Here is a 19,367-nt window from a genome sequence, read left to right as displayed (position 1 = left end):
CCCCACTTTTTTGGCTGTTCAGTTTGATTATTTCGATCTAGCATAGAAAAAAATAAACCTAAGCTTGAATTTGCAAAGCTCAAAAGCTTTGTGAGGTAATTTAAATCCAAAAAAGGTGATTGGTTATCATTATGGCAGCATCCAACAAAAGACAAGCGAGAGAACAAGCACGCTCGGCTATCAATAAATGGGCTTTGGGATTTGCAAGTGTGGCTTGGATTCCAGGTTCTCATTATCTAATGACTGGAGGCGATGTAACAATGGTTATTCAAGTCGGGTCAATTTTTGATGTTGATATGGATAAAACTCAAGCTGGGGCAGTGTTTGCTACAATTGCGGCTCCACTCATTGGCAGTAAACTTGCACACTCAGTCCTTGATTTTGTTCCAGTCTTCGGATGGGCAGCAAAATCAGTGGTAGCTGGTGGAGTTACAAAAGCTGTTGGTGAAGCACTCATTGCGTACTTTAATGATTGCTCAAATCTTTCCGAATAAAACACTACTGAACATCATACCGCCTGCATCGCTACCTTGAGTCGGCAGTATTTTTATGAGACTCCCTTAGAAGTTGCAATTACTACGTTAACCTGCTACCGTTAACATAGACGCATCGTAGGAAAACAACCGATCGCACTAACAGAATTACTCCCTACCATTAGACAACTGTCGGCGATCGAGAAACGAGAGTTAATCCGCATTCTAATGGCCCAAGAGGATATCAGTGATGAACAGGTGTGGAAGGATCAATTTAAAGCTACAACAGACGCTCAGTGGGATAGTCTAGCTGAGATAGTACGTCAGGAAATCGCTGCTGGCCATATTACCCCTCTAACTGAAATTTTCCCTCAAAGTCATATCGAAGTTCTGATACAATTCAGACAGTAAGCGTTAAGGTTGCCATGACATTAGCAGTTGTAGCTGAACAGGCCCCCCTAAAGACCAATGCTGACGGCGTAGTGCGAGTCGGTAACACTCGCGTGACTTTAGATACCGTGATTGCAGTGTTTAAGCAGGGAACAACCGCGGAGGAAATCGTTTATCGTTATCCGTCGTTGAGATTAGCTGACGTGTATGCCACCATCGCTTTTTACCTCAATCACCAGCAGGAAGTCGAAACGTATTTGCAGCAAAGACAGCAACAAGCACAAGAGATTCGCAAAATGAATGAGGCAAGGTTTGATCCGCAGGGATTGCGTGACAGATTGCTGGCCCGCAAGGCAGAGAAATCGGCATGAAATTCCTAGCTGATGAAAACTTTGACAATACAATTGTTAGAGGTTTGATGCGTCGCAAATCAGACATTGACATTGTTCGCGTCCAAGACGTTGGCTTATCCGGTGAAGATGACCCAACAGTGCTGGAATGGGCGGCGGAAGAAGATCGGATATTACTAACCCATGATGTTGCTACGATTACCCGCTATGCCTATGAACGTATGGCGGCAGGTAAGTCAATGCCAGGAGTTTTTGAAATTACCTTCGATGCACCCATTGGTCGAGTTATTGAGGATATTCTAATCCTTCTGGAGTGCAGTCTTGAGGGAGAATTGGCAGGACAAATTCAGTATCTTCCTTTATGATGAGTTGCAACCGTTTAATTTAGCTTTGCCGCACTAAAAGCCCGATCGCCCTTTCCCAAAAAACCCTACCTCAAAAACAACTTATACGCCGGATTTTGACTCTCATCCCCATACTGATAGCCCAGCGTATCCAAAAAAGCCTGCCACTCCTTCATCTCATCCGGCGGTACCTGAATTCCCACCACAATTCGCCCGTAATCTGCGCCATTATTTCGATAGTGAAAAACGCTGATATTCCAGTTAGGGCTCATCGAACCGACAAACTTCATCAACGCACCCGGACGTTCGGGAAATTCAAAGCGATAAAACAATTCATGATTGGCCAGCATGGAACGCCCGCCCACCATATGCCGCACGTGCAATTTCGTTAATTCATCATCAGTTAAATCCAAAGTCTTGAAGCCACAATCTTCAAAACTTGCGGCTATCTTCACCGCATCGGCACGGTTTTCAATTTGCACGCCGATAAAAATATGTGCTTCTTTTTCATCCGCAATTCGATAGCTAAATTCCGTTAAATTGCGCTTTCCAAGACACTCGCAAAACCTGCGGAGACTGCCAGCTTGTTCGGGAATTGTGACTGCAAAAATGGCTTCGCGGCGTTCACCAAACTCGGCTCTTTCTGCTACAAAACGCAGGCGATCGAAATTCATGTTCGCGCCGCAAGCAACAGCAATTAATGTTTCTCCTGCGATTTGTTCGCGTTCGACGTAAGCTTTCGCACCTGCGATCGCCAAAGCGCCTGCAGGTTCTAAGATCGATCGCGTATCTTCAAAAACATCCTTAATCGCCGCGCAAACATCATCCGTATGCACCAAAATAATCTCATCCACATACTCCTGACACAACCGAAAAGTTTCCTCCCCCACTTCCCGCACAGCAACGCCGTCAGCAAATAAACCCACCTGCGACAAACGCACCCGTTTACCCGCTTTCAGCGATTGATTCATTGCATCGGAATCCACTGGTTCGACGCCAATAATCTTAATTTCCGGCCGCAACCGCTTGACATAAGCCCCAATTCCCGAAATCAATCCACCGCCCCCAATTGCCACAAAAATCGCGTGAATTGGTTTTTGATGTTGCCGCAGAATTTCCATGCCGATCGTACCCTGTCCAGCAATTACGTAGGGATCATCAAAAGGGTGAATAAAAGTCATACCTTTTTCGCCCTCTAATTGACGCGCAAAAGCGTAAGCATCATCGTAGGTATCCCCATGCAAGACTACCTCTCCACCACGGGCTATCACCGCATTTACCTTCACCTGCGGCGTCGTTACGGGCATGACTATGATCGCGCGAGTTCCTAGGTGGCGGGCGGCGAGGGCGACTCCTTGGGCGTGGTTGCCGGCGGAAGCTGCAATGACACCTTGTGCTAGCAAATCCGGCGACAGTTGCGCCATTTTGTTGTACGCACCTCGCAGTTTGAAGGAAAACACCGACTGCATATCCTCTCGCTTCAGCAAAAGTTTATTGTTGAGCCGTGCTGATAGATTGGGGGCTACTTCGAGGGGTGTTTCTTGAGCAACATCGTAGACGCGGGCGGTGAGGATTTGTACTAGGTAATCGCAAAGCATGGGGTTAGCAGGTTGGTTGATGCCGGATGGTGGGATAATTGTAGGGCACTTGTGTTAGTATTTTGCGGGGAATTGGCGATCGAATAGCTGCAAGCTTCACTAACGGGCGATTCCCTGCGGGATAGCTTCGCTTCACGGAAGTTATCAATGATAACTTTTCCGTTTGGGAAAATACTGAAAACGCGCGATCGAACTTATTTCGTCGAGTCAGCGGGGAAGTTGAGTCGCACTCAGGTGGAGTACGATTACAATAAAAGCAGCGTTAGATAGCAAAAGCGCGAAAATATATAAAACATACAATCAGGGTATGGAATTTGAATGGGACGAAATCAAAGCAGCTATCAATCTCAACAAACACGGTGTAAATTTTGAAGAAGCAAAGACAGTTTTCTACAATCCGCTTGCCGTAATTTTTGATGATGAAAAACATTCACAAAATGAGCGCCGTGAAATTATCATCGGTCACTCTCAAAACAATCAGTTGCTGCTAGTCAGCTATACTGAACGTGCAAATACAATCCGTATCATTAGTGCCCGTATAGCCACTAGAAAGGAGCGTGAAGACTATGAAGAAAACGCCTTTTAATGAATCTTCAAACTCGGAAGATGACCTTTTGTCAGAGTACCGCTTCGACTACAAAAAAGCCAAACCCAACCGTTTTGCAAATCGTAGTGGAAAGCAACAAATGACAGTCGTTGTTTTGGATGAGGATATTGCCCGGATTTTCTCAACACCAGAGGCAGTCAACAAGGTGCTTCGGGCACTGATTGAAGCGATGCCTCAAGCAAGTAGTGGGGATACAGTTTAAAGTCCTAAAATACGGTAATGTTTGGGAACTGCACCCGCTGGTAGTGAGAACAGAATTTCGGGGACAAGGAATTGGTCGATCGCTCGTAGCTGATTTAGCAACAGAAGCTAAAAACCGGGGAGGGATCGTGCTGTGGGTAGGTACAGACGACGAAGACAATCAAACAACTCTTTCAGGCATCGATCTTTATCCTAACGTTTGGGAACACATCGCCAAAATTAGAAATTTGCGCGGTCATCCCTACGAATTTTATCAAAAAATGGGTTTTGCGATCGTGGGAGTGATGCCCGACGCGAACGGAATTGGCAAGCCAGATATTTTCATGGCAAAGCGGTTGTAAAGTTTAATGTTGGTTCTAAATTTACTGACAGGTGGCTTGCCAATTCAACACTTAGCAAAATTAGTTGTTGAAAGTTTTCCAGAAAATCGGTCTAATCGGGACGTGCGAACCCCGTTCGAGGGTCGCTAATAAACAAACCCAGAACTAACGAATCCATCACCGTATCCCAGACAGGAGTCAAACGTTCAGCATCGTCAACCCAGTAATCAAAAGTAATCAAACACTGAACATTAGAACCCAACCCAATACAGATTCGCGAATAAGCTTCCCGCTGTTCTGGAGGGTCGATAAACTTAAATTCCGTCCAAACAACGCGGGCAGTTTGCCGCTTCAATTGGATAATTTCCCCAAAAGCGATCGGATTTCGCGTCTCATCTTCAACCACCTTCTGTAATAGCGGCACCAGCGGAAAATCTGCCCAGTTACCAGGTGGTAGCAAATTAAACGAAACCTCCAAACGACAATCATCATCCGGCGGCTTTTTATCCGTAAATCGGAACGACTTAGTATCCGGTTCAAAATGCCAATCTTCCGGCACATCAAAGCGGACTGCACCTCTTCCTGCTACAAAAATTCGAGTTCCAGGCTTTGACTTCCAATTGTGGTCTTCTTTGAGTTCTAGGGTTTCCTTGAGCCATTCTTGCTTTTTGCGCTTAGACATAAACAGAACACCAAATTACTGCTAATGTGTAGTTTTAGACCTTGCAAACACATTTTAACTCTATTTTGCTCGCCGTTTGCTCAAATATAACAATCATTACAAAAATTATGAATCCCTCTCTTCTCTATTCCTCTGTGTTCTCTGCGCCTCTGCGGTAAAAAAGAATTCCTTTCACAATTGGCTAACTTTTATTTTTCACTCTTCGGAATCACATACCTAATTCCCCCTTTATTCCCAGCCGCATCGCCCTTGTAACGCGGGATAACATGAATAGCAGCGTGACTGCGACTTTGACCAGCCTGTTTATTAATATTGATTCCCACATTAAAACCGTCTGGCTGAAACTCTTTACTTAACATCTCTTGTACCTTGTTAGCCATAAACCAGCAAGCCGATTGCTCTCGAAACGGCAGTTCAAAATAATTGGCGACATGACGTTTTGGGATGATTAAAACATGACCTTTGCTGGCTGGATAACCGTCAAACATCGCATAAGCTGTTGCTGATTCAGTTAGCAAAATTAGGTTTTTGTAAGGATTGCAAAATATGCAGTTATTAGTAGAATTTCTTTGGTGATTGTAATGCACGTATTTGTAAATTTCGCAATACTCATCTAGGTGAACTGGCTTAAATGGAAGTTTGACAATGCACTGATATGTAGGTTTTTTGTGAACATAATGTTCTCGAAAGCCTTCTTTTTTGATATCCCTTCTCACCGCAAAATACGCATTCCCTCCCGGTTTCAACAGGTGCGACACTTCCATCAGGACATTAGCTTGTTCTTCAGGAAACAAAACATTCAAAACATAAAAGCAAATGATTGTGTCGAATTTATCTTTGGGTAATTCCGGGAAATAATAAGGGTCATAACCCGCAATATCTAAGCCTTTTTGCTGCAACAATCTCACATCGCTGCCGAAGCCGCACCCAAAATCTAAGATTTTCCCTTGCAGCAAGTTTTTATCCAATAAAAATCTGGCTGGAAATGACAGATAAATTCTTTCGATTGCCGTCAGGTGGCTGAATTTATTTTGTTGCTTTTTCATGGCGGCATAAATTTGATTTAAATAAATATTCTTCCGTCCGCGCACCATCCAGACGAGAGTTTGTGTAGTACCGATTTCAAGATCCGAATGTTATCTAAAAATTTTACCATTATTGCAGTTTGGCGATCGCCCCTTTTTCCACCAACACCTTACCAGTCACCAAATCCCGCACCGTCGCCAACAAAACCCGCCTCTCATCCACCTCAAAACTCACCGAAACCCTGTCAATTCCCAATACCCCAGGCGGATCCAAATGCGCCACACAAACCTGCTGGTGGTGGCTTTCCAGAGAGCGAAAATCCGTCTGTTTGTTGAGCCAACTGCTCGTCATTTGCCCTTTTTCGTTAAAAATAACCTCCGCTTGCGATACCTCCGCAACTTCGCCAATATCTAACCGAATTTCCCTTTGTCCTTCAATAGCCACTTGCAGCGTCAACTCTTCATAACTTTGACAGGGATACTTCATTTCCTTGCTAAATATCGGCGAATAAGCATAAGCTTTAGCATAAGGTTCCCAGAGGCGAATTGCATAGCTGTGGCGCAAATAATCGTCAACACTCGCTAATTGTGTCAAGGCTAAAGCACCGTGCGCCACAGCTTCAAAAGGCTTGTCTCTTTGGACTTTTTGCCGCCCAAAATACGAAACCACTAAATTAGATACAGCCGGGATTAAAGAAGTTCCTCCTACCAGCAAAACCTGTTCGATATCTGCTTTGCCGATACCTTTTCCCAGTGCAATACTCAGCACTTCATCTAAAGCTTCCCGCAACTGTTCTAACAACTGCCTAGATTCCAGAATTTCCTCAAGCTTGTCTCGGTTTAGCTGCAAGTCGTAAGACATAAAATTTTCATCGTCAAACCAGCTTTCCTTCGCCTCATTAACTTGAGAAACTTGAATTTTTAATTTTTCCGCTATTTCTAATAAATTTTGCCAGCCAACGGGGCCGACTTCTGCCCGCGACGAACCAATTTGCCGCAAATAATCTTCGACAATCCAGATGTCAATATCTTCGCCGCCGACATAAGCATCGGATTTTGCCAATACTTCGGCACGTACCCCCCCCAGCCCCCCCTTGGTAAGGGGGGGAGCAAGATTTGTCCCCGCGTTGCTAAGGGGGGAAGCGAGATTTGTCCCCGCGTTGCTAAGGGGGGAAGCGAGATTTCTCTCCCCCTGGCTAAGGGGGGAAGCGAGATTTGTCCCCGCGTTGCTAAGGGGGGAAGCGAGATTTGTCCCCGCGTTGCTAAGGGGGGAAGCGAGATTTCTCTCCCCCTTAGTAAGGGGGGGTAAGGGGGGGGTTAGAGCAGTGCGAACTAAACTTAAATCTAAAGTTCCGCCGCCAAAATCAACTACTAAAACTAGAGAACCGGGGCGTTGTACTGCATATCCCAGGGCGGCGGCTGTGGATTCATCTATTACCTGAACTTCCGCAACTCCCAAACTTTCTCCTAAGTCGCGAAACCAATCTAGATATCGCTCAAATGCTCCGACTGGTACTGTAAAGATTACTTTTTCTGCCTGTATATTTTGTAAATATAATTGTTTCCAAATACTTGTGATAAACTGTTCGGCTACTGATTCGGATGTGTAGGTTTCGCCGTCGATATTACGGGGTGGGGGCTGAAAGTCAGCGGCTAAATTGCGTTTAAAAGCTTTGAAAAAACGGTCTGGTTGGGATTGCCCCAAACGCTGCGATCGCACTTTTTCTCCCAGCACCAACTCTTCGGCATTTTTCACAAATACTAAAGTCGGCACTACAGAGATTTCTCGAACATCTCCGCCCGAATTATTCGTTTTAAAAATGCGGGACATCTCGCCCAATCTCAAAGTTTCTGGTGTTTGCGTATCCGGGTTAAGAATGCAGACAACCGTGTTGCTGGTACCGAAGTCAATGGCAACTGTAGTCATGGTGATTTTAGATTTTAGATTTTAGATTTTAGATTTTAGATTTTAGATTTTAGATTTTATTTTTCATTGGCAAGTGTAGTCATAGTGATTTTAGATTTTAGATTTAATTTTTCATTCCCGCTGGAAGGGTACGACTAACTTTAGCAGGAGTAAGAATTTGCTCTCCCTCCCGATAGCCGACAAACCGAATATAAACTAATTCTCCTTCGGTTATATCCTCAACATCCGGCTGGTGCAACTGCGGATTGTAAGCAGTTTGTTCCCAAGCAGAACCGATTGTTTGAAAATCCCAGCTTGATAACAGGTTTTCTAAGGGAGTAAACAAAGCTGAGAGATTTTTGGCTGGCATATCCGGCTTGGCTTCAGCCATTTTGCGGGCGGCGGGATAGTTGGTTAACAAAGTTTGCAACTGTTCAAAGGTAGCGCGGCGGAAATCGGCAGTTAGTTGAGCTTTTTGCTGCTGCAATTCTTCTCGCAGCCGGAAACACTGCTGCCTCAATTCTTCAATTTCGCTGGGATTATTTGTGATTGTAGCCGACATTGGCAGCGCGCTCAAAGTGCGATCGAACTCTTGAAAATTCAAATTCAGCACTGTTGCCAACCGTCTCAGTTGGTCTAGCGTGAGTTTTCCTACGTCTCCCTGCCGCACTAAGCGCACCCCAAAGCGACTTAAGCCTGCTTTTTCGCCTAAGTCTTGCCAATCGAGAATGTCTAGCTGATTCATGCGTTCCCGCAGAATTGTATCGTACTTAAACTCGATCGTATCTCCCGCCTCAGATGCAGCATAAACGTAGACTAAAATTAGAAAAATGCCCCCGATAGCTAGCGCGAAGCTGAAGGCAGGCACTGTTGTTACATCAACTGTGGCACCGAGGATCTCAAACATCTTTAACTCTTCTAAACTTGTTTTAAAGTCTGGGTTTGTTCAACGACCAAATTTTCTTCGCCTTCGTAGTATTCTGGCAGCAAGTCTTGAGATTCTACTTTTCCGAGGGCTTTTTCAATTCCGGCGGTGGTTTCGGTGCAACTCGAACCGGTGGCGTTGAGGACGGTTTCGGTAATTTTGCCGTCTTTGCCGATGCGGTATTCTATTTGGCGGTATTCTGCCATAATTCTGCCTCTTGGTTTAATGCTTGAGTGTTGACTGCTTAGTGTTGAGTTATATTATAGATTCTATTTACCAATTATTCTAATGAATTTTTGTAGCGACAATGCAACCGGGGTTTCGCCGGAGATTATGGCTGCGATTGCAGCGGCTAATTGCGGTGCTGTGATGTCTTACGGAGATGATGAATATACACAGCGTTTGCAAGTTAAATTTTCGGATTTGTTCGAGACATCGGTGACTGTTTTTCCTGTAGCAACCGGTTCTGCTGCTAATGCTCTAGCCCTGGCGGTTGTTACTCCTCCTTACGGCGCTGTTTACTGTCACGGGGCATCTCATATTAATGTAGATGAATGCGGCGCGCCGGAGTTTTTTACAGGCGGTGCCAAGTTAGTTACAGTAACAGGAAATCATGGTAAAATAGAGGCAGAGACTTTAGGAAAAATACTCGATCGCGCTGGTGCAGGTGTCGTCCATCACGTACAGCCCGCAGCCGTCAGCATCACTCAAGCAACGGAGGCCGGCACAGTCTACCATCCAGCAGAAATTTCCCACATTTCGGAAGTAGTTCGCGATCGCAATTTGCACCTGCACATGGATGGATCTCGCTTTGCCAATGCTGTCGCCAGTCTTGGCTGTTCTCCTGCTGATGTCACTTGGCGCGCCGGTGTGGATATTCTCTCGTTTGGAGCGACAAAAAACGGCGCAATGGCTGCGGAAGCTGTGGTTTTTTTTAATCGAGAATTAGCAAAGACTTTCCCTTTTTACCGCAAGCGCAGCGGGCATCTTTTCTCGAAAATGCGGTTTTTGTCTGCACAGTTGGAAGCGTATATAACGGATGATTTGTGGCTGAAGAATGCGGCTCATGCAAATAATATGGCCGCCAAATTAGCCCAAGGTTTGGCGGGAGTTGAGGGAGCGAATTTTTGCCATCGGGTTGAAGCAAACGAGATTTTTATTCAACTTCCCGAATCGGTAATTACAGCGGTTTTAGCTGAGGGTTTTCTGTTTTATCGGTGGGATGAATGTACTGTTAGACTGGTAACGGCTTTTAATACTTTGGAAGCGGATGTTATTGCTTTCGTGGAAGCGGTTAAACGACATCAATGATTAAAATGTAGGGGCGGGTTTTACGAATAATATCGGCCAGCTATGAACAATCTAAGAAACCCGCCCCCACCTAACAAATAATCCACATCAACCTTGATTTATATTAAATGCAAAAATAGGCGCGGGGATTTCTCGTTGGGTGGGGGCGGGTTTGAGAGATTGTTTGTTATTTACAATTATTGTTGGTGAACCCGCCCCTACATTTTTAATGCGAAAAATAGGCGCGGCATTTCTCGTTGGGTGGGGGCGGGTTTGAGAGATTTTTGGTTATTTACAATTATTGTTTGTGAAACCCGCCCTACAATTTAATAGGTTCAGGAATAGGTTCTGCAACTGCGGCTAGTTCTGGTTCAGATTCTTCGAGGTGTGCTTCTAAAAGCGCCAGATTTCTCATGTTTGATTTATAAAAAGCATCGAAGATATCTCCGACTAAAGGTACGGAACCAACTACGGCTTCTAGACCGATATTGTAAACCATTTTCCCTAGAGTTTTTTGGGGAATATTGAATCGAGTTGCTAAATAAATTAGGTAGGCGGAAAACGCGGTATCTACGATATCCCCAGCACCCGGAACTAAACCGATAATGGGGTCTAAACCAATGCGAAATTTAGTGCCGGGGATGCCAATGGCGGTATCCATCAAGCGGCTGAGTTTGCGGATGCGGTTGAGGGTGGCGAGACGCTCTATGTTGTTCATATTATTATTCTTGAACTAGCTGGAAAATTTGAAATCTGTCGGAAGACGGAAAAAACCATCTAGAAACCGCTCATTTTCCATCTTCGCTAATATGCTGAATTCCCCATTCGTGCATGGCATTAATAATCGGTTTGAGACTTTCGCCCAAAGGCGTTAGCGAATATTCAACTTTTGGCGGCACTTGCAGGTAAATTTCCCGGTGCACGATCCCGTCTGATTCCATTTCCCGCAGTTGCTGCGTCAGCATCTTCTGAGTAATGCCGTTGACAGCTCGTTGCAGCTCGTTAAAGCGCTTCACTCCTGGAAACAACTCCCGCAGAATCAAGACTTTCCAGCGCCCGCCTATCACCTCTAGAGTGCGTTCTACAGGGCAATTTGCTCGATCGACTTTTACTTCTTGGACTTGCATAGTATCCTTTTGGTAACTACCCTACTTTTAAGTGCGTACTTCCCATAATAGCTTGACTCGGTTTAAAGTAGAAACATCGCAGAAATCAAACAAACTAAACCAATAAATATATTCCTGCATCTGGCATCAATCAAAAAGGAGAACACGATGAGCCAACCTGTGATTGCTGATAACAAACCCGCCGTTATGGAACTTGAACCCGGTACTTACTACTGGTGCACCTGCGGTCAAGCTAAGAATCAGCCTTTTTGTGACGGTTCCCATAAAGGTAGCGAATTTGTGCCGCTAGCTTTTGAAGTAACTGAGAAAAAAACTGTGGCGATGTGCAACTGCAAGTCTACCGCAAATTCTCCATTTTGCGACGGCGCTCATAGCAAACTTTAAAGGCAGCAATAATCAAGGAGAAACCAATCGTGCATCAACCGCTTTTGGTTTCATTTGACAACTAAATAGGACTTAGGCATCAATACCAAAGAAACCCGGTTTTTCACCGATATTAAAGCTGCGATGCACTACTATCCTAAAAGAAACCGGTTTCTACGTCCAGGGCTGCTAAACAAACACCACAATTTTCATGATTTTTAAATTAGGAGGAGAAGATGATTACCGTTAGAAAAAGTGAAGCAAGAGGACACGCTAATCATGGTTGGCTGGACAGTTACCACACATTTTCTTTTGCCGGCTATTACGATCCAAATTATATGAATTTTCGCTCTTTGCGGGTAATTAATGAGGATGTCGTTAGCCCCGGCAGAGGTTTCGGCACTCACGGACACAGCGACATGGAAATCATTACTTATGTATTAGAAGGAGCCTTAGAACACAAGGATAGTTTGGGTACTGGTGCAGTGATTAAACCCGGTGAAGTGCAGCGGATGAGTGCAGGTACGGGTATCCAGCACAGCGAGTTCAATAACTCGCAAACAGACCCGGTTCATTTGCTGCAAATCTGGCTGTTACCCGATACAAAAGGCTTGCAGCCGAGTTACGAGCAGCGCGAATTTCCCCTAGCAGAAAGGCACGGAAAACTGCGGTTAGTGGCGGCGCGAGATGCCAGAGATGGTGCTGTGAAAGTGCATCAAGATGTGGATTTGTATGCGGCTGTTTTGGATAAAGATTCGCGGGTTTCTCATGCTTTGCAGCCGAATCGCCATGCTTGGGTGCAAGTTGCTCGCGGCTCGGTTTTGCTGAACGGTTTGACTTTGGAAAATGGCGACGCTGCGGCGGTTAGTGGCGAGTCTGAGTTGGCGATTGAAGCGGCGGAAGATGCGGAATTTTTGCTGTTTGATTTAGCATAAAATTGAATGCGAAATCCCCGAATTATCCAAGAATTCGGGGATTTAATTCCCTAGCATCTGACACATCAAATGGATTTCAAGAATTAACAGAAATATTCTTTTTAGGTCGCCCGCCTTTTTTACCATTTTGCCTTGCTGCTGCTGATTTAGAGCTTGAAGTTGCCTGTCCTCCCTTTCTACCTAATTCAGCCATCCAAGATTTTGTCCCAAAAATACCTGCGATAAGTTCGGGAATACCAAAATCAACATCTAAGCTTTCCCAGTGGACGCTGCTACCGGAAGGAGGTAGCCAAACATCAGCAAGTTGTTCTGGTGAAGCACCTTCTAAGCCTTGTGCCAGCTTTGGCGGAAAAGAAAAAATAGCACCGTTTTTTAGTTTGATCGCAATTAAATCTTCCGACTGATTGTAATGCACGGATTCGGCGCGGGGTTCTGTCGCCTCGGCTTGTTTCCATGCTTCTTTGGCTTTGGCTATTTGCTCTCGGAGATTTTCCTCGGTTAATTCTTTGTCCCAGTTTTTAAATGCCATGTATTTCCTCCCATTTACTTAACAGCATTTCTTGATTGGTCGCTATAAGTTTAAGTGCATTCACGATGTCTTTATTCTTTATTAGATCGTGAGCATAAACTAAAGTAGGAGGTGCTTCCTCACTGCCAATATTAATCTTGAGTTCCATCTGGTTAGCGTCATTTTTTCTACCTTTAAAGACGTGGACATGAGCGGGGATATGGTCGTTAGTATATATGTAAACAAATAAATTGTTCTTGATGTCTTCTATAACTTTGGGCATAATTTTATCGTTAATTTTAAAAAATTTTATATATATTACATATAATAACCCAAGCGTTTGGTTTTGTCAAGTGCAGATGCCTTAGTATTGATATTTTGCACCTGCGGTTACAGTCCGCAAGGGACTTAAGTCCCTTGCTCAAAGCTGAAGTCCTCTCAAGAGGACTGAAGAAGTTTATGTTAAGTTGAAAAAAAAAATGAATTACAGCAGAACAATTCCGGCTATTTTGAGTGCTACGATCGCCCTGAGTTCGATCGCCCTCATCCCACTCACATCACCTCAAATCGCCCTCGCATTAACCGCCGACAAAGTTAAAACCGTTGCCCAACAAATTACTGTTCGCATCCAGGGGCCAAAAGGCGGTTCAGGAGTAATTTTAGAGAAGCAGGGCAGCACATACTATATTCTCACAAACTGGCACGTTGTCGATAAAGCTGGCGATTACGAGGTCGTAACTCCCGACGGCAAAGCTCACTCTGTATCATACAGCCTCGTGCGGCGAATGCCCGGTGCGGATTTGGCGATCGTCCCCTTCAGCAGCACTCAAAGCTACCCCCTGGCTCAATTAGCTAATTCCGCAGCAACTAAGGGAAACAAGGCTTATGTGGCGGGCTGGCCGATATCCGGCGGTTCTCTGAGACAGCCGATTTTCCTCGCCACGGAAGGCCAGCTTACCGGCCGCCAAACTCCCTGGAACGGCTATACTTTGGTCTACAACAACTTAGTGAGAGCGGGCATGAGTGGGGGGCCGGTGCTCGATGACGCGGGGCGAGTTGTCGCAATTAATGGCATTGTTAGGTTAGAGGAAAACTCCGATAAAATCGTGGCGGCGGGGATAGAAATTAATACTTTCATGAAATGGCGATCGACTATTTCCCTGCCAGTAGTTCCCCAATCTCCTACTGCCGGAAACCCGAAAACTCCGGCGAATAATGCGCCCCGCACGCCCGCAAGTGCGATCGCCTTTGCTGCCACAAATACCCTCAAAGGGCCTTCGGAAGTTGTCAGTTCCCTTGCCCTAGCTTCAGCTTATTTTACTACAGGAAATAGCAACGGCACAATCTCTGTTTGGAATTTTCCCAGCGGGCAATTAAAAACTACCCTGCAAGGACACACGGAAGCCGTAAACGCACTGGCTGCGAGTGCGGATGGCAAGGTGTTAGCTAGCGGCAGTGACGACAAAACTGTGAAAATTTGGAATTTAGAAACGGGCGCGGTTGTACGCACTTTAAGCGGACATTCCAATGCTGTTTCGAGCGTTGCCGTTAGTCCTGATGGTCAATTTGTAGCCAGCGGTAGTTGGGACAAAACGATTAAGATTTGGAATGGGAAAACGGGGGAGTTGCTGCGGACTTTGAGTGGGCATTCTGGGTTGGTGAATGCTGTTGCAATCAGTCCTGACAACAAAACTTTAGCTAGTGGCGGTAAAGACGGTTCAATTAGGTTGTGGAATTTAGTTACAGGTCAAGCAATTCGCACGATTAGCGGCAAAAACTTGGCTGTTTTGTCGCTAGCTTTTACTCCCGACGGCAAAAGTTTAGCTGCGGGAAACAGCAATGGCACTGTTGGGTTGTGGAATGCGGTCAACGGGCTGTTAATTCGGCGTTTGAGCGGGCATACTGACGGGGTTTGGTCGGTGGCTTTTAGTCGGGATGGCACTACGCTGGTTACTGGGAGTTGGGATAAGAGTGTGAGACTTTGGGATGTGCGATCGGGGGATTTGAGAGGTAATTTGAGCGGGCATTCTGGCTATGTTAGTGCTGTGGCTATTAGCAGCGATGGGAAGACTATTGTTAGTGCGGGTTGGTTGGGGGAAATTAAGATTTGGAAAAGGAGTTGAGATTTTTTTTATTTAACCGCAGAGGGCGCAGAGGGCGCAGAGGAAGAGTAGAGAGAACAGGGTTTGCATTTGATTGAGTGGTGTTATACGATCGAGATATTTGGGATAAAAAAATGAGTGGACTAAAGACTAAATTGCCAACTGATATCTGGGTGGTAGCGACATGGGAAGAATTCATCGCGATGGCAGATGACCCAGCTTACAGTAAAGCCAAATGCTATTACCGCAACGGACAAATGAGGATTGAAACTATGTCAGTAGGGCCTGATCATTCACGAGATAATGCGATCGCACTTTTCGCAATTAACCTATTTTGTACTATCAAAGGTATTTCTCTTAACGGATTGGATAACTGTAGCTACCGGAAAACAGGAGTGCGAGAGTGTCAACCGGATGTATCATACTATATTGGAGAAAGAGCGCAATTAGCACCGAGGGGAAGTTCGATCGCAAGTCTTGACGTTACCCCACCGCCAGATTTGGTCATAGAAGTTGCTGACTCAACTTTGGCTGATGATATTGGTGAAAAACGGTTGCTTTACGAAGAGTTAAAAGTTGCTGAATATTGGGTAGTAGACGTGCAGAAATCTCAAATTATTGCCTTTGCTATTATTGCTGATAATGGCAGTCGGCGGCTTGTGCGATCGGAAGTTTTGCCGGGATTAACTATTGCTGTGTTGGAAGAGGCTTTGCGGCGGAGTCGCACTGAAGATCAAGCACAGGTAGGGGCTTGGTTGTTGGCTCAATTTCAGCAGTAATCCAAATAGAAAGCGATCGCCCTCTCTGCAAAAAAGCGCGATTGTCCAACCTACTCGATCTTAACTCCCCAAGCTACACTACTAAATCTTCGATCGTGAACTTCAATAAGTCGCATAGGGCTTTCATCTGTGCTGGGTAAAGCTTGGGGACGTGTCTGTCGGTTTCCCAGTTGATAACTGTGGATTCCACCACATTACACGCTCTTGCCACTTGTATTCTAGTCAAACCTAGACTTTCACGTCTTTCTCTTAGCTTTTGCCCCAGCGTCATTATCTATCCCGTACTTAGTTCAGTTTATTCTATTTATTCAGTTGACTATATGTAGTTGGTGTCACAACCTAGAGATAGACACAAAGTCTAACAAAAGTCAAAAGCCAGTCCCCGCCCTAGACAAGCATTGAACTGGCTTTGGCTCCAACACTGAATGGAGACAAACTTAATTATGCCCTACAAACAGCGCCTTAACAGGTGGTTGGTTGTTCGCCTGCTTCCCAATATGCAGCGAATCACTGTGGCCCACTTTTTCAGGCATTCCGATGCTGACGGCTATCTGCGGATCGTCCGGCAGTTAATCCCCAAGGCTCAATTTGTGATTGTTTTTAATGCCGATATCAACCTAGAAACAGCGCCTAACAACATCGAAGGCAGCTAGTTGAGGGTTTGGTTAGGCACAGAACCTACTGGTAGGGTGCGTCGGTTGGTAGGGATTCGATGTACATCGGCTAATCATTTCCCCGCGCCGCACCCTACTACCTAGCATTTTGCTTCAACTAGACAGCAGGAGTCCCGCGCTCTACCGCAGGGCGTGAGCGTCGGAAGGAATGCGCGTGAGTGAAGAGATCCACCCCTGACCAAAACCGACAATCTTTAGATGTTGGAAGGGAAGGGGTGGTCGAAGAACGAACAGATTCCTGATCCTGCCCCGTCGCCAACAAAACCCGCCTATTGGAGCGAGGTAGTCACTCGGTCGGGTATGATAGTGCGCGGTTTTACTGCCTACCAGCTCGATAAAATGCACTACGGCGATTCCCTACGGGATAGGTACGGTAGGACATGGTGGAAAGAAGTGATCGATAAGGGTAACGAGAATTTACGGCCACTAGGTTCCCGTGCAAACACAGTGTGGTGTCGGTAAGGACAAAACTTGAAAATGAATTATTTTACTCAACCCGTTAGCGCTGCTAGAGGTAACGGGTTTTTTGCTTAAATCCAAAATCCAAAATCTAAAATAGCAATTAACATAAAACCCAGTTTTGTTCTGAGGCACGCTTGCTTAATCGCAAATACCGCTAACGGGTCGGTAGAAGATTGATAGAAGAGCTCGCTTGTAAGTGACTACTGGATAAGGGACACTGGGACAGGTGAACAGGCAAAAACAAGGCCCAAAAAGCCTCTAAAATGGCTGTTTTGCTAGAGTGTTGATAGAAATCAGGTACTTAGAGGCTGAAAGTATTGGAAAATGATTGAAGTAGATGAGTTAAGCAAAACTTACGGTTCGACCGCAGCGATCGCGGACGTGTCCTTCTCGGTCGAATCAGGAGAAATTCTCGGTTTTTTGGGGCCAAACGGCGCTGGTAAAACCACAACCATGCGGATTTTGTCGGGATATTTGCCGGCATCCAGCGGTACGGCCCGCATCGCCGGCATGGATGTTCACGAAAACTCGATGGCAGTCAGACAGCGCATCGGTTATCTGCCGGAAAACCCGCCACTGTATCCAGAAATGACTGTGGAAGGGTTTCTGTTTTTTGTCGCCCGGATTAAGCAAGTGCCTGCGGGCGATCGCGCGCGACGAGTTACCTCCGCGATCGAACGCTGCGGCCTGGTTGATAAACGCAAAGTTTTAATCCGCAAACTTTCTAAAGGATTTCGCCAGCGCGTCGGTATCGCGCAGGCGATCGTCCACGATCCACCGGTCATTATCTTAGACGAACCAACCGTCGGCCTCGACCCCCGACAAATCATCGAAGTCCGCAATTTAATCAAAAGTCTTGGCGGCCAGCACACAATCATCCTTTCCACGCACATTCTGCCGGAAGTCAGCATGACTTGCAACCGCGTCACCATCATCAATCGCGGTAAAATCGTCGCTGCGGGTAGTCCCGAAAATTTGATGGGAGAGTTGGCTGTCGGAGAGGGTTACGAACTCGAAGTGGAAGGGGAGGCGGATTTGGTAAACAGTCTGCTGTTGCCTTCTTTGGAAAATGTGCCGGGAGTTCGATCGGTGGAATTGATTCCAAGCCAGCAATATTTAGTGAATCGCTACCGCCTGCGGGCATTGTGCGAATCGGAAAGAGAACCCGGACGAGAAATTGCTACAGCTATCGTCGCCTCTGGATTTGGACTGTGCGAAATGCGTCGCTCTCGCGCTACTCTCGAAGATGTCTTTTTAAGGCTGACAGCGGCTGAAAAGAAACCAGAAGAAAATCTGGTTCACAGCGAACCGGAGGTCGATCAAAATCTGCAACAAGCAGCAGAAATTCAAAACTCGATCGCCGATTCTCATCAATCTGAATCGCAACCGACGATCATCCCGGACAATCTGCCCGTTTCAAATAAACCAGAGTCTCTCTATGATTCTCATTCAGCATCGGAACCAGTTGCAGAAGCTGAAGAGTTACTTTCTGATTCTCATTCCGCATCGGAACCGGTTGCAGAAACCGTAGAGCCGATAGAACTTTCTCCACCAGAATTAGAATCAGTTGCAGAAACCGTAGAGCCGATAGAACTTTCTCCACCAGAATTAGAATCAGTTGCAGAAACCGTAGAGCTGATAGAACTTTCTCCACCAGAATTAGAATCAGTTGCAGAAACCGCAGAGTTGATTGAACATCCTCAACCAGAATCTGAACCAGTTGCAGAAACCGTAGATTTGAGTGAAGCGAAGCATCACCGTTTGGGTGTCACAGAAACCCGAGGATCTTACTCGCTACAGATATCTAAACAAGCAAGCAGGATGCTCACTTTTGTAAAAAATGTTTTTTATAAAAGTGAGAAACTCCCGATAGAACCTTCTCCACCAGCACCAGTTGTCGAAAATCTAGAAGTTTCAGAAACCGTAGAGTCGATCGAGCATCATGAACCAGAACCGATAGTCGAAAATCTGCCCGTTGTTTCAGAAACAGTAGAGTCGATCGAGCATCATGAACCAGAATCCGAACCAGTTGTCGAAACCGTAGAGTCGATCGAGCATCATGAACCAGAACCGGTTGTCGAAAATCTGCAAGTTGTAGAAACCGTAGAGTCGATCCAACCTTCTCAACCAGAACCGGTTGTCGAAAATCTACTTATTGTAGAAACCGTAGAGTCGATCGAGCATTCTCAACCAGAACCGATAGTCGAAAATCTGCAAGTTGTAGAAACCGTAGAGTCGATCGAGCATCATGAACCAGAATCCGAACCAGTTGTCGAAACCGTAGAGTCGATCGAGCATCATGAACC

24 protein-coding genes and 1 pseudogene are annotated in these 19,367 nt (G+C 45.7%); 14 read left to right on the top strand and 11 right to left on the bottom strand.

Going from position 1 to position 19,367, the window contains the following annotated elements; all coding sequences use genetic code 11:
- The first annotated feature begins 131 nt into the window (after nucleotides 1–131).
- The 3 genes from QUA88_RS18055 (at nucleotide 132) to QUA88_RS18045 (ending at nucleotide 1,578) form a co-directional block, all read left to right on the top strand.
- Complete coding sequence (locus tag QUA88_RS18055; RefSeq protein ID WP_333052759.1) at nucleotides 132–494, top strand: hypothetical protein; 363 nt, start codon at nucleotides 132–134, stop codon at nucleotides 492–494.
- Between the two features lie 404 nt (nucleotides 495–898).
- Nucleotides 899–1,234 (top strand): DUF433 domain-containing protein, encoded by a 336-nt coding sequence (locus QUA88_RS18050; protein ID WP_333052758.1) that lies wholly within the window; start codon nucleotides 899–901, stop codon nucleotides 1,232–1,234.
- Nucleotides 1,231–1,578, top strand: a complete 348-nt coding sequence (locus tag QUA88_RS18045; protein WP_333052757.1) for a DUF5615 family PIN-like protein — start codon at nucleotides 1,231–1,233, stop codon at nucleotides 1,576–1,578. Before QUA88_RS18050 ends, QUA88_RS18045 begins: the two co-directional genes overlap by 4 nt.
- A 65-nt stretch (nucleotides 1,579–1,643) precedes the next feature.
- Here the strand turns inward: QUA88_RS18045 and ilvA are convergent, their stop codons facing one another.
- Complete coding sequence (gene ilvA, locus QUA88_RS18040) at nucleotides 1,644–3,176, bottom strand: threonine ammonia-lyase, biosynthetic (RefSeq protein WP_333052923.1); 1,533 nt, start codon at nucleotides 3,174–3,176, stop codon at nucleotides 1,644–1,646.
- A 126-nt stretch (nucleotides 3,177–3,302) separates the two neighbouring features.
- Here ilvA and QUA88_RS18035 point away from each other — a divergent pair, with 126 nt between their 5' ends.
- Genes QUA88_RS18035 through QUA88_RS18020 form a run of 4 tightly spaced genes read left to right on the top strand, consistent with a single transcriptional unit; the run spans nucleotide 3,303 to nucleotide 4,304 of the window.
- On the top strand, nucleotides 3,303–3,425 hold the full coding sequence (locus tag QUA88_RS18035) for a hypothetical protein (protein WP_333052756.1): 123 nt from the start codon (nucleotides 3,303–3,305) through the stop codon (nucleotides 3,423–3,425).
- A gap of 37 nt (nucleotides 3,426–3,462) precedes the next feature.
- On the top strand, nucleotides 3,463–3,741 hold the full coding sequence (locus QUA88_RS18030) for a BrnT family toxin (protein ID WP_333052755.1): 279 nt from the start codon (nucleotides 3,463–3,465) through the stop codon (nucleotides 3,739–3,741).
- The gene (locus tag QUA88_RS18025) at nucleotides 3,722–3,964 is read left to right on the top strand and encodes a hypothetical protein (protein ID WP_333052754.1); all 243 of its coding nucleotides are present in this window, start codon (nucleotides 3,722–3,724) and stop codon (nucleotides 3,962–3,964) included. The genes QUA88_RS18030 and QUA88_RS18025 overlap by 20 nt, the downstream gene beginning before the upstream one ends.
- Nucleotides 3,948–4,304, top strand: coding sequence for a GNAT family N-acetyltransferase (locus QUA88_RS18020; protein WP_333052753.1), 357 nt, complete (start codon nucleotides 3,948–3,950; stop codon nucleotides 4,302–4,304). The genes QUA88_RS18025 and QUA88_RS18020 overlap by 17 nt, the downstream gene beginning before the upstream one ends.
- A 91-nt stretch (nucleotides 4,305–4,395) precedes the next feature.
- Here QUA88_RS18020 and QUA88_RS18015 read toward each other — a convergent pair whose 3' ends face one another.
- The 5 genes from QUA88_RS18015 to QUA88_RS17995 form a co-directional block, all read right to left on the bottom strand.
- Nucleotides 4,396–4,965 (bottom strand): hypothetical protein, encoded by a 570-nt coding sequence (locus QUA88_RS18015; protein ID WP_333052751.1) that lies wholly within the window; start codon nucleotides 4,963–4,965, stop codon nucleotides 4,396–4,398.
- A 188-nt stretch (nucleotides 4,966–5,153) separates the two neighbouring features.
- Nucleotides 5,154–6,011: a bifunctional class I SAM-dependent methyltransferase/HIT family protein gene (locus QUA88_RS18010; protein ID WP_333052749.1), complete on the bottom strand. Its 858-nt coding sequence runs from the start codon at nucleotides 6,009–6,011 to the stop codon at nucleotides 5,154–5,156.
- 109 nt (nucleotides 6,012–6,120) lie between these two features.
- Nucleotides 6,121–7,917, bottom strand: a complete 1,797-nt coding sequence (locus tag QUA88_RS18005; RefSeq protein WP_333272974.1) for an Hsp70 family protein — start codon at nucleotides 7,915–7,917, stop codon at nucleotides 6,121–6,123.
- A 103-nt stretch (nucleotides 7,918–8,020) separates the two neighbouring features.
- Nucleotides 8,021–8,803 (bottom strand): XRE family transcriptional regulator, encoded by a 783-nt coding sequence (locus tag QUA88_RS18000; protein WP_333052744.1) that lies wholly within the window; start codon nucleotides 8,801–8,803, stop codon nucleotides 8,021–8,023.
- Nucleotides 8,804–8,814: 11 nt separating this feature from the next.
- The gene (locus QUA88_RS17995) at nucleotides 8,815–9,027 is read right to left on the bottom strand and encodes a DUF2997 domain-containing protein (protein ID WP_333129970.1); all 213 of its coding nucleotides are present in this window, start codon (nucleotides 9,025–9,027) and stop codon (nucleotides 8,815–8,817) included.
- Between the two features lie 82 nt (nucleotides 9,028–9,109).
- On the opposite strand from QUA88_RS17995, the gene QUA88_RS17990 reads away from it, so the two are divergent.
- The gene (locus QUA88_RS17990; RefSeq protein WP_333272971.1) at nucleotides 9,110–10,132 is read left to right on the top strand and encodes a beta-eliminating lyase-related protein; all 1,023 of its coding nucleotides are present in this window, start codon (nucleotides 9,110–9,112) and stop codon (nucleotides 10,130–10,132) included.
- Between the two features lie 298 nt (nucleotides 10,133–10,430).
- Here QUA88_RS17990 and QUA88_RS17985 read toward each other — a convergent pair whose 3' ends face one another.
- Together QUA88_RS17985 and QUA88_RS17980 are read right to left on the bottom strand one after the other, a co-directional pair.
- Complete coding sequence (locus QUA88_RS17985) at nucleotides 10,431–10,829, bottom strand: DUF4112 domain-containing protein (protein WP_333052741.1); 399 nt, start codon at nucleotides 10,827–10,829, stop codon at nucleotides 10,431–10,433.
- A 70-nt stretch (nucleotides 10,830–10,899) separates the two neighbouring features.
- Nucleotides 10,900–11,238 carry a winged helix-turn-helix transcriptional regulator gene (locus QUA88_RS17980; protein ID WP_015177415.1) on the bottom strand — a complete coding sequence of 113 codons (339 nt, stop codon included), beginning with the start codon at nucleotides 11,236–11,238 and terminating at the stop codon, nucleotides 10,900–10,902.
- A 147-nt stretch (nucleotides 11,239–11,385) separates the two neighbouring features.
- On the opposite strand from QUA88_RS17980, the gene QUA88_RS17975 reads away from it, so the two are divergent.
- Nucleotides 11,386–11,622, top strand: a complete 237-nt coding sequence (locus tag QUA88_RS17975; RefSeq protein WP_333052739.1) for a CDGSH iron-sulfur domain-containing protein — start codon at nucleotides 11,386–11,388, stop codon at nucleotides 11,620–11,622.
- 215 nt (nucleotides 11,623–11,837) lie between these two features.
- Nucleotides 11,838–12,536, top strand: coding sequence for a pirin family protein (locus tag QUA88_RS17970; RefSeq protein ID WP_333052738.1), 699 nt, complete (start codon nucleotides 11,838–11,840; stop codon nucleotides 12,534–12,536).
- A gap of 76 nt (nucleotides 12,537–12,612) precedes the next feature.
- On the opposite strand, the gene QUA88_RS17965 is transcribed toward QUA88_RS17970, so the two are convergent.
- On the bottom strand, nucleotides 12,613–13,065 hold the full coding sequence (locus tag QUA88_RS17965; protein ID WP_333052737.1) for a DUF2442 domain-containing protein: 453 nt from the start codon (nucleotides 13,063–13,065) through the stop codon (nucleotides 12,613–12,615).
- A complete protein-coding gene (locus QUA88_RS17960) occupies nucleotides 13,055–13,327 on the bottom strand; it encodes a DUF4160 domain-containing protein (RefSeq protein ID WP_333052736.1) in 273 nt (90 codons plus the stop codon). The genes QUA88_RS17965 and QUA88_RS17960 overlap by 11 nt, the downstream gene beginning before the upstream one ends.
- A 196-nt stretch (nucleotides 13,328–13,523) precedes the next feature.
- Here QUA88_RS17960 and QUA88_RS17955 point away from each other — a divergent pair, with 196 nt between their 5' ends.
- Both QUA88_RS17955 and QUA88_RS17950 read left to right on the top strand, forming a co-directional pair.
- On the top strand, nucleotides 13,524–15,167 hold the full coding sequence (locus tag QUA88_RS17955; protein ID WP_333233835.1) for a WD40 domain-containing protein: 1,644 nt from the start codon (nucleotides 13,524–13,526) through the stop codon (nucleotides 15,165–15,167).
- Between the two features lie 113 nt (nucleotides 15,168–15,280).
- Nucleotides 15,281–15,925: a Uma2 family endonuclease gene (locus QUA88_RS17950; protein WP_333052734.1), complete on the top strand. Its 645-nt coding sequence runs from the start codon at nucleotides 15,281–15,283 to the stop codon at nucleotides 15,923–15,925.
- A gap of 73 nt (nucleotides 15,926–15,998) precedes the next feature.
- Here QUA88_RS17950 and QUA88_RS17945 read toward each other — a convergent pair whose 3' ends face one another.
- Entirely contained in the window at nucleotides 15,999–16,196 is a 198-nt protein-coding gene (locus QUA88_RS17945) for a helix-turn-helix transcriptional regulator (protein ID WP_015177410.1), read from the bottom strand.
- Between the two features lie 172 nt (nucleotides 16,197–16,368).
- On the opposite strand from QUA88_RS17945, the gene QUA88_RS17940 reads away from it, so the two are divergent.
- The gene (locus tag QUA88_RS17940) at nucleotides 16,369–16,578 is read left to right on the top strand and encodes a hypothetical protein (protein WP_332999805.1); all 210 of its coding nucleotides are present in this window, start codon (nucleotides 16,369–16,371) and stop codon (nucleotides 16,576–16,578) included.
- A gap of 807 nt (nucleotides 16,579–17,385) precedes the next feature.
- Nucleotides 17,386–18,441: pseudogene (locus QUA88_RS17935) on the top strand (ABC transporter ATP-binding protein); the annotation flags it as partial.
- Nucleotides 18,442–19,367: the final 926 nt, after the last annotated feature.

Source organism: Microcoleus sp. D3_18_C2, from assembly GCF_036702395.1.
GTDB lineage: Bacteria > Cyanobacteriota > Cyanobacteriia > Cyanobacteriales > Microcoleaceae > Microcoleus.
Note: the sequence above shows the minus strand (reverse complement) of the source record. Positions and strands in the feature narration are given on the sequence as shown.

Coding starts and splice junctions, on each gene's coding strand:
- QUA88_RS18050 (WP_333052758.1), top strand. CDS start 899: ATGACATTAGCAGTTGTAGCTGAACAGGCCCCCCTAAAGACCAATGCT.
- QUA88_RS17975 (WP_333052739.1), top strand. CDS start 11,386: ATGAGCCAACCTGTGATTGCTGATAACAAACCCGCCGTTATGGAACTT.
- QUA88_RS17940 (WP_332999805.1), top strand. CDS start 16,369: ATGCCCTACAAACAGCGCCTTAACAGGTGGTTGGTTGTTCGCCTGCTT.
- QUA88_RS18010 (WP_333052749.1), bottom strand. CDS start 6,011: ATGAAAAAGCAACAAAATAAATTCAGCCACCTGACGGCAATCGAAAGA.
- QUA88_RS18035 (WP_333052756.1), top strand. CDS start 3,303: ATGATAACTTTTCCGTTTGGGAAAATACTGAAAACGCGCGATCGAACT.
- QUA88_RS17945 (WP_015177410.1), bottom strand. CDS start 16,196: ATGACGCTGGGGCAAAAGCTAAGAGAAAGACGTGAAAGTCTAGGTTTG.
- QUA88_RS17985 (WP_333052741.1), bottom strand. CDS start 10,829: ATGAACAACATAGAGCGTCTCGCCACCCTCAACCGCATCCGCAAACTC.
- QUA88_RS18025 (WP_333052754.1), top strand. CDS start 3,722: ATGAAGAAAACGCCTTTTAATGAATCTTCAAACTCGGAAGATGACCTT.
- QUA88_RS17990 (WP_333272971.1), top strand. CDS start 9,110: ATGAATTTTTGTAGCGACAATGCAACCGGGGTTTCGCCGGAGATTATG.
- QUA88_RS18000 (WP_333052744.1), bottom strand. CDS start 8,803: ATGTTTGAGATCCTCGGTGCCACAGTTGATGTAACAACAGTGCCTGCC.
- QUA88_RS17980 (WP_015177415.1), bottom strand. CDS start 11,238: ATGCAAGTCCAAGAAGTAAAAGTCGATCGAGCAAATTGCCCTGTAGAA.
- QUA88_RS17995 (WP_333129970.1), bottom strand. CDS start 9,027: ATGGCAGAATACCGCCAAATAGAATACCGCATCGGCAAAGACGGCAAA.
- QUA88_RS18015 (WP_333052751.1), bottom strand. CDS start 4,965: ATGTCTAAGCGCAAAAAGCAAGAATGGCTCAAGGAAACCCTAGAACTC.
- QUA88_RS17950 (WP_333052734.1), top strand. CDS start 15,281: ATGAGTGGACTAAAGACTAAATTGCCAACTGATATCTGGGTGGTAGCG.
- QUA88_RS17970 (WP_333052738.1), top strand. CDS start 11,838: ATGATTACCGTTAGAAAAAGTGAAGCAAGAGGACACGCTAATCATGGT.
- QUA88_RS18045 (WP_333052757.1), top strand. CDS start 1,231: ATGAAATTCCTAGCTGATGAAAACTTTGACAATACAATTGTTAGAGGT.
- QUA88_RS18055 (WP_333052759.1), top strand. CDS start 132: ATGGCAGCATCCAACAAAAGACAAGCGAGAGAACAAGCACGCTCGGCT.
- QUA88_RS18030 (WP_333052755.1), top strand. CDS start 3,463: ATGGAATTTGAATGGGACGAAATCAAAGCAGCTATCAATCTCAACAAA.
- QUA88_RS18005 (WP_333272974.1), bottom strand. CDS start 7,917: ATGACTACAGTTGCCATTGACTTCGGTACCAGCAACACGGTTGTCTGC.
- QUA88_RS17955 (WP_333233835.1), top strand. CDS start 13,524: ATGAATTACAGCAGAACAATTCCGGCTATTTTGAGTGCTACGATCGCC.
- QUA88_RS17960 (WP_333052736.1), bottom strand. CDS start 13,327: ATGCCCAAAGTTATAGAAGACATCAAGAACAATTTATTTGTTTACATA.
- QUA88_RS17965 (WP_333052737.1), bottom strand. CDS start 13,065: ATGGCATTTAAAAACTGGGACAAAGAATTAACCGAGGAAAATCTCCGA.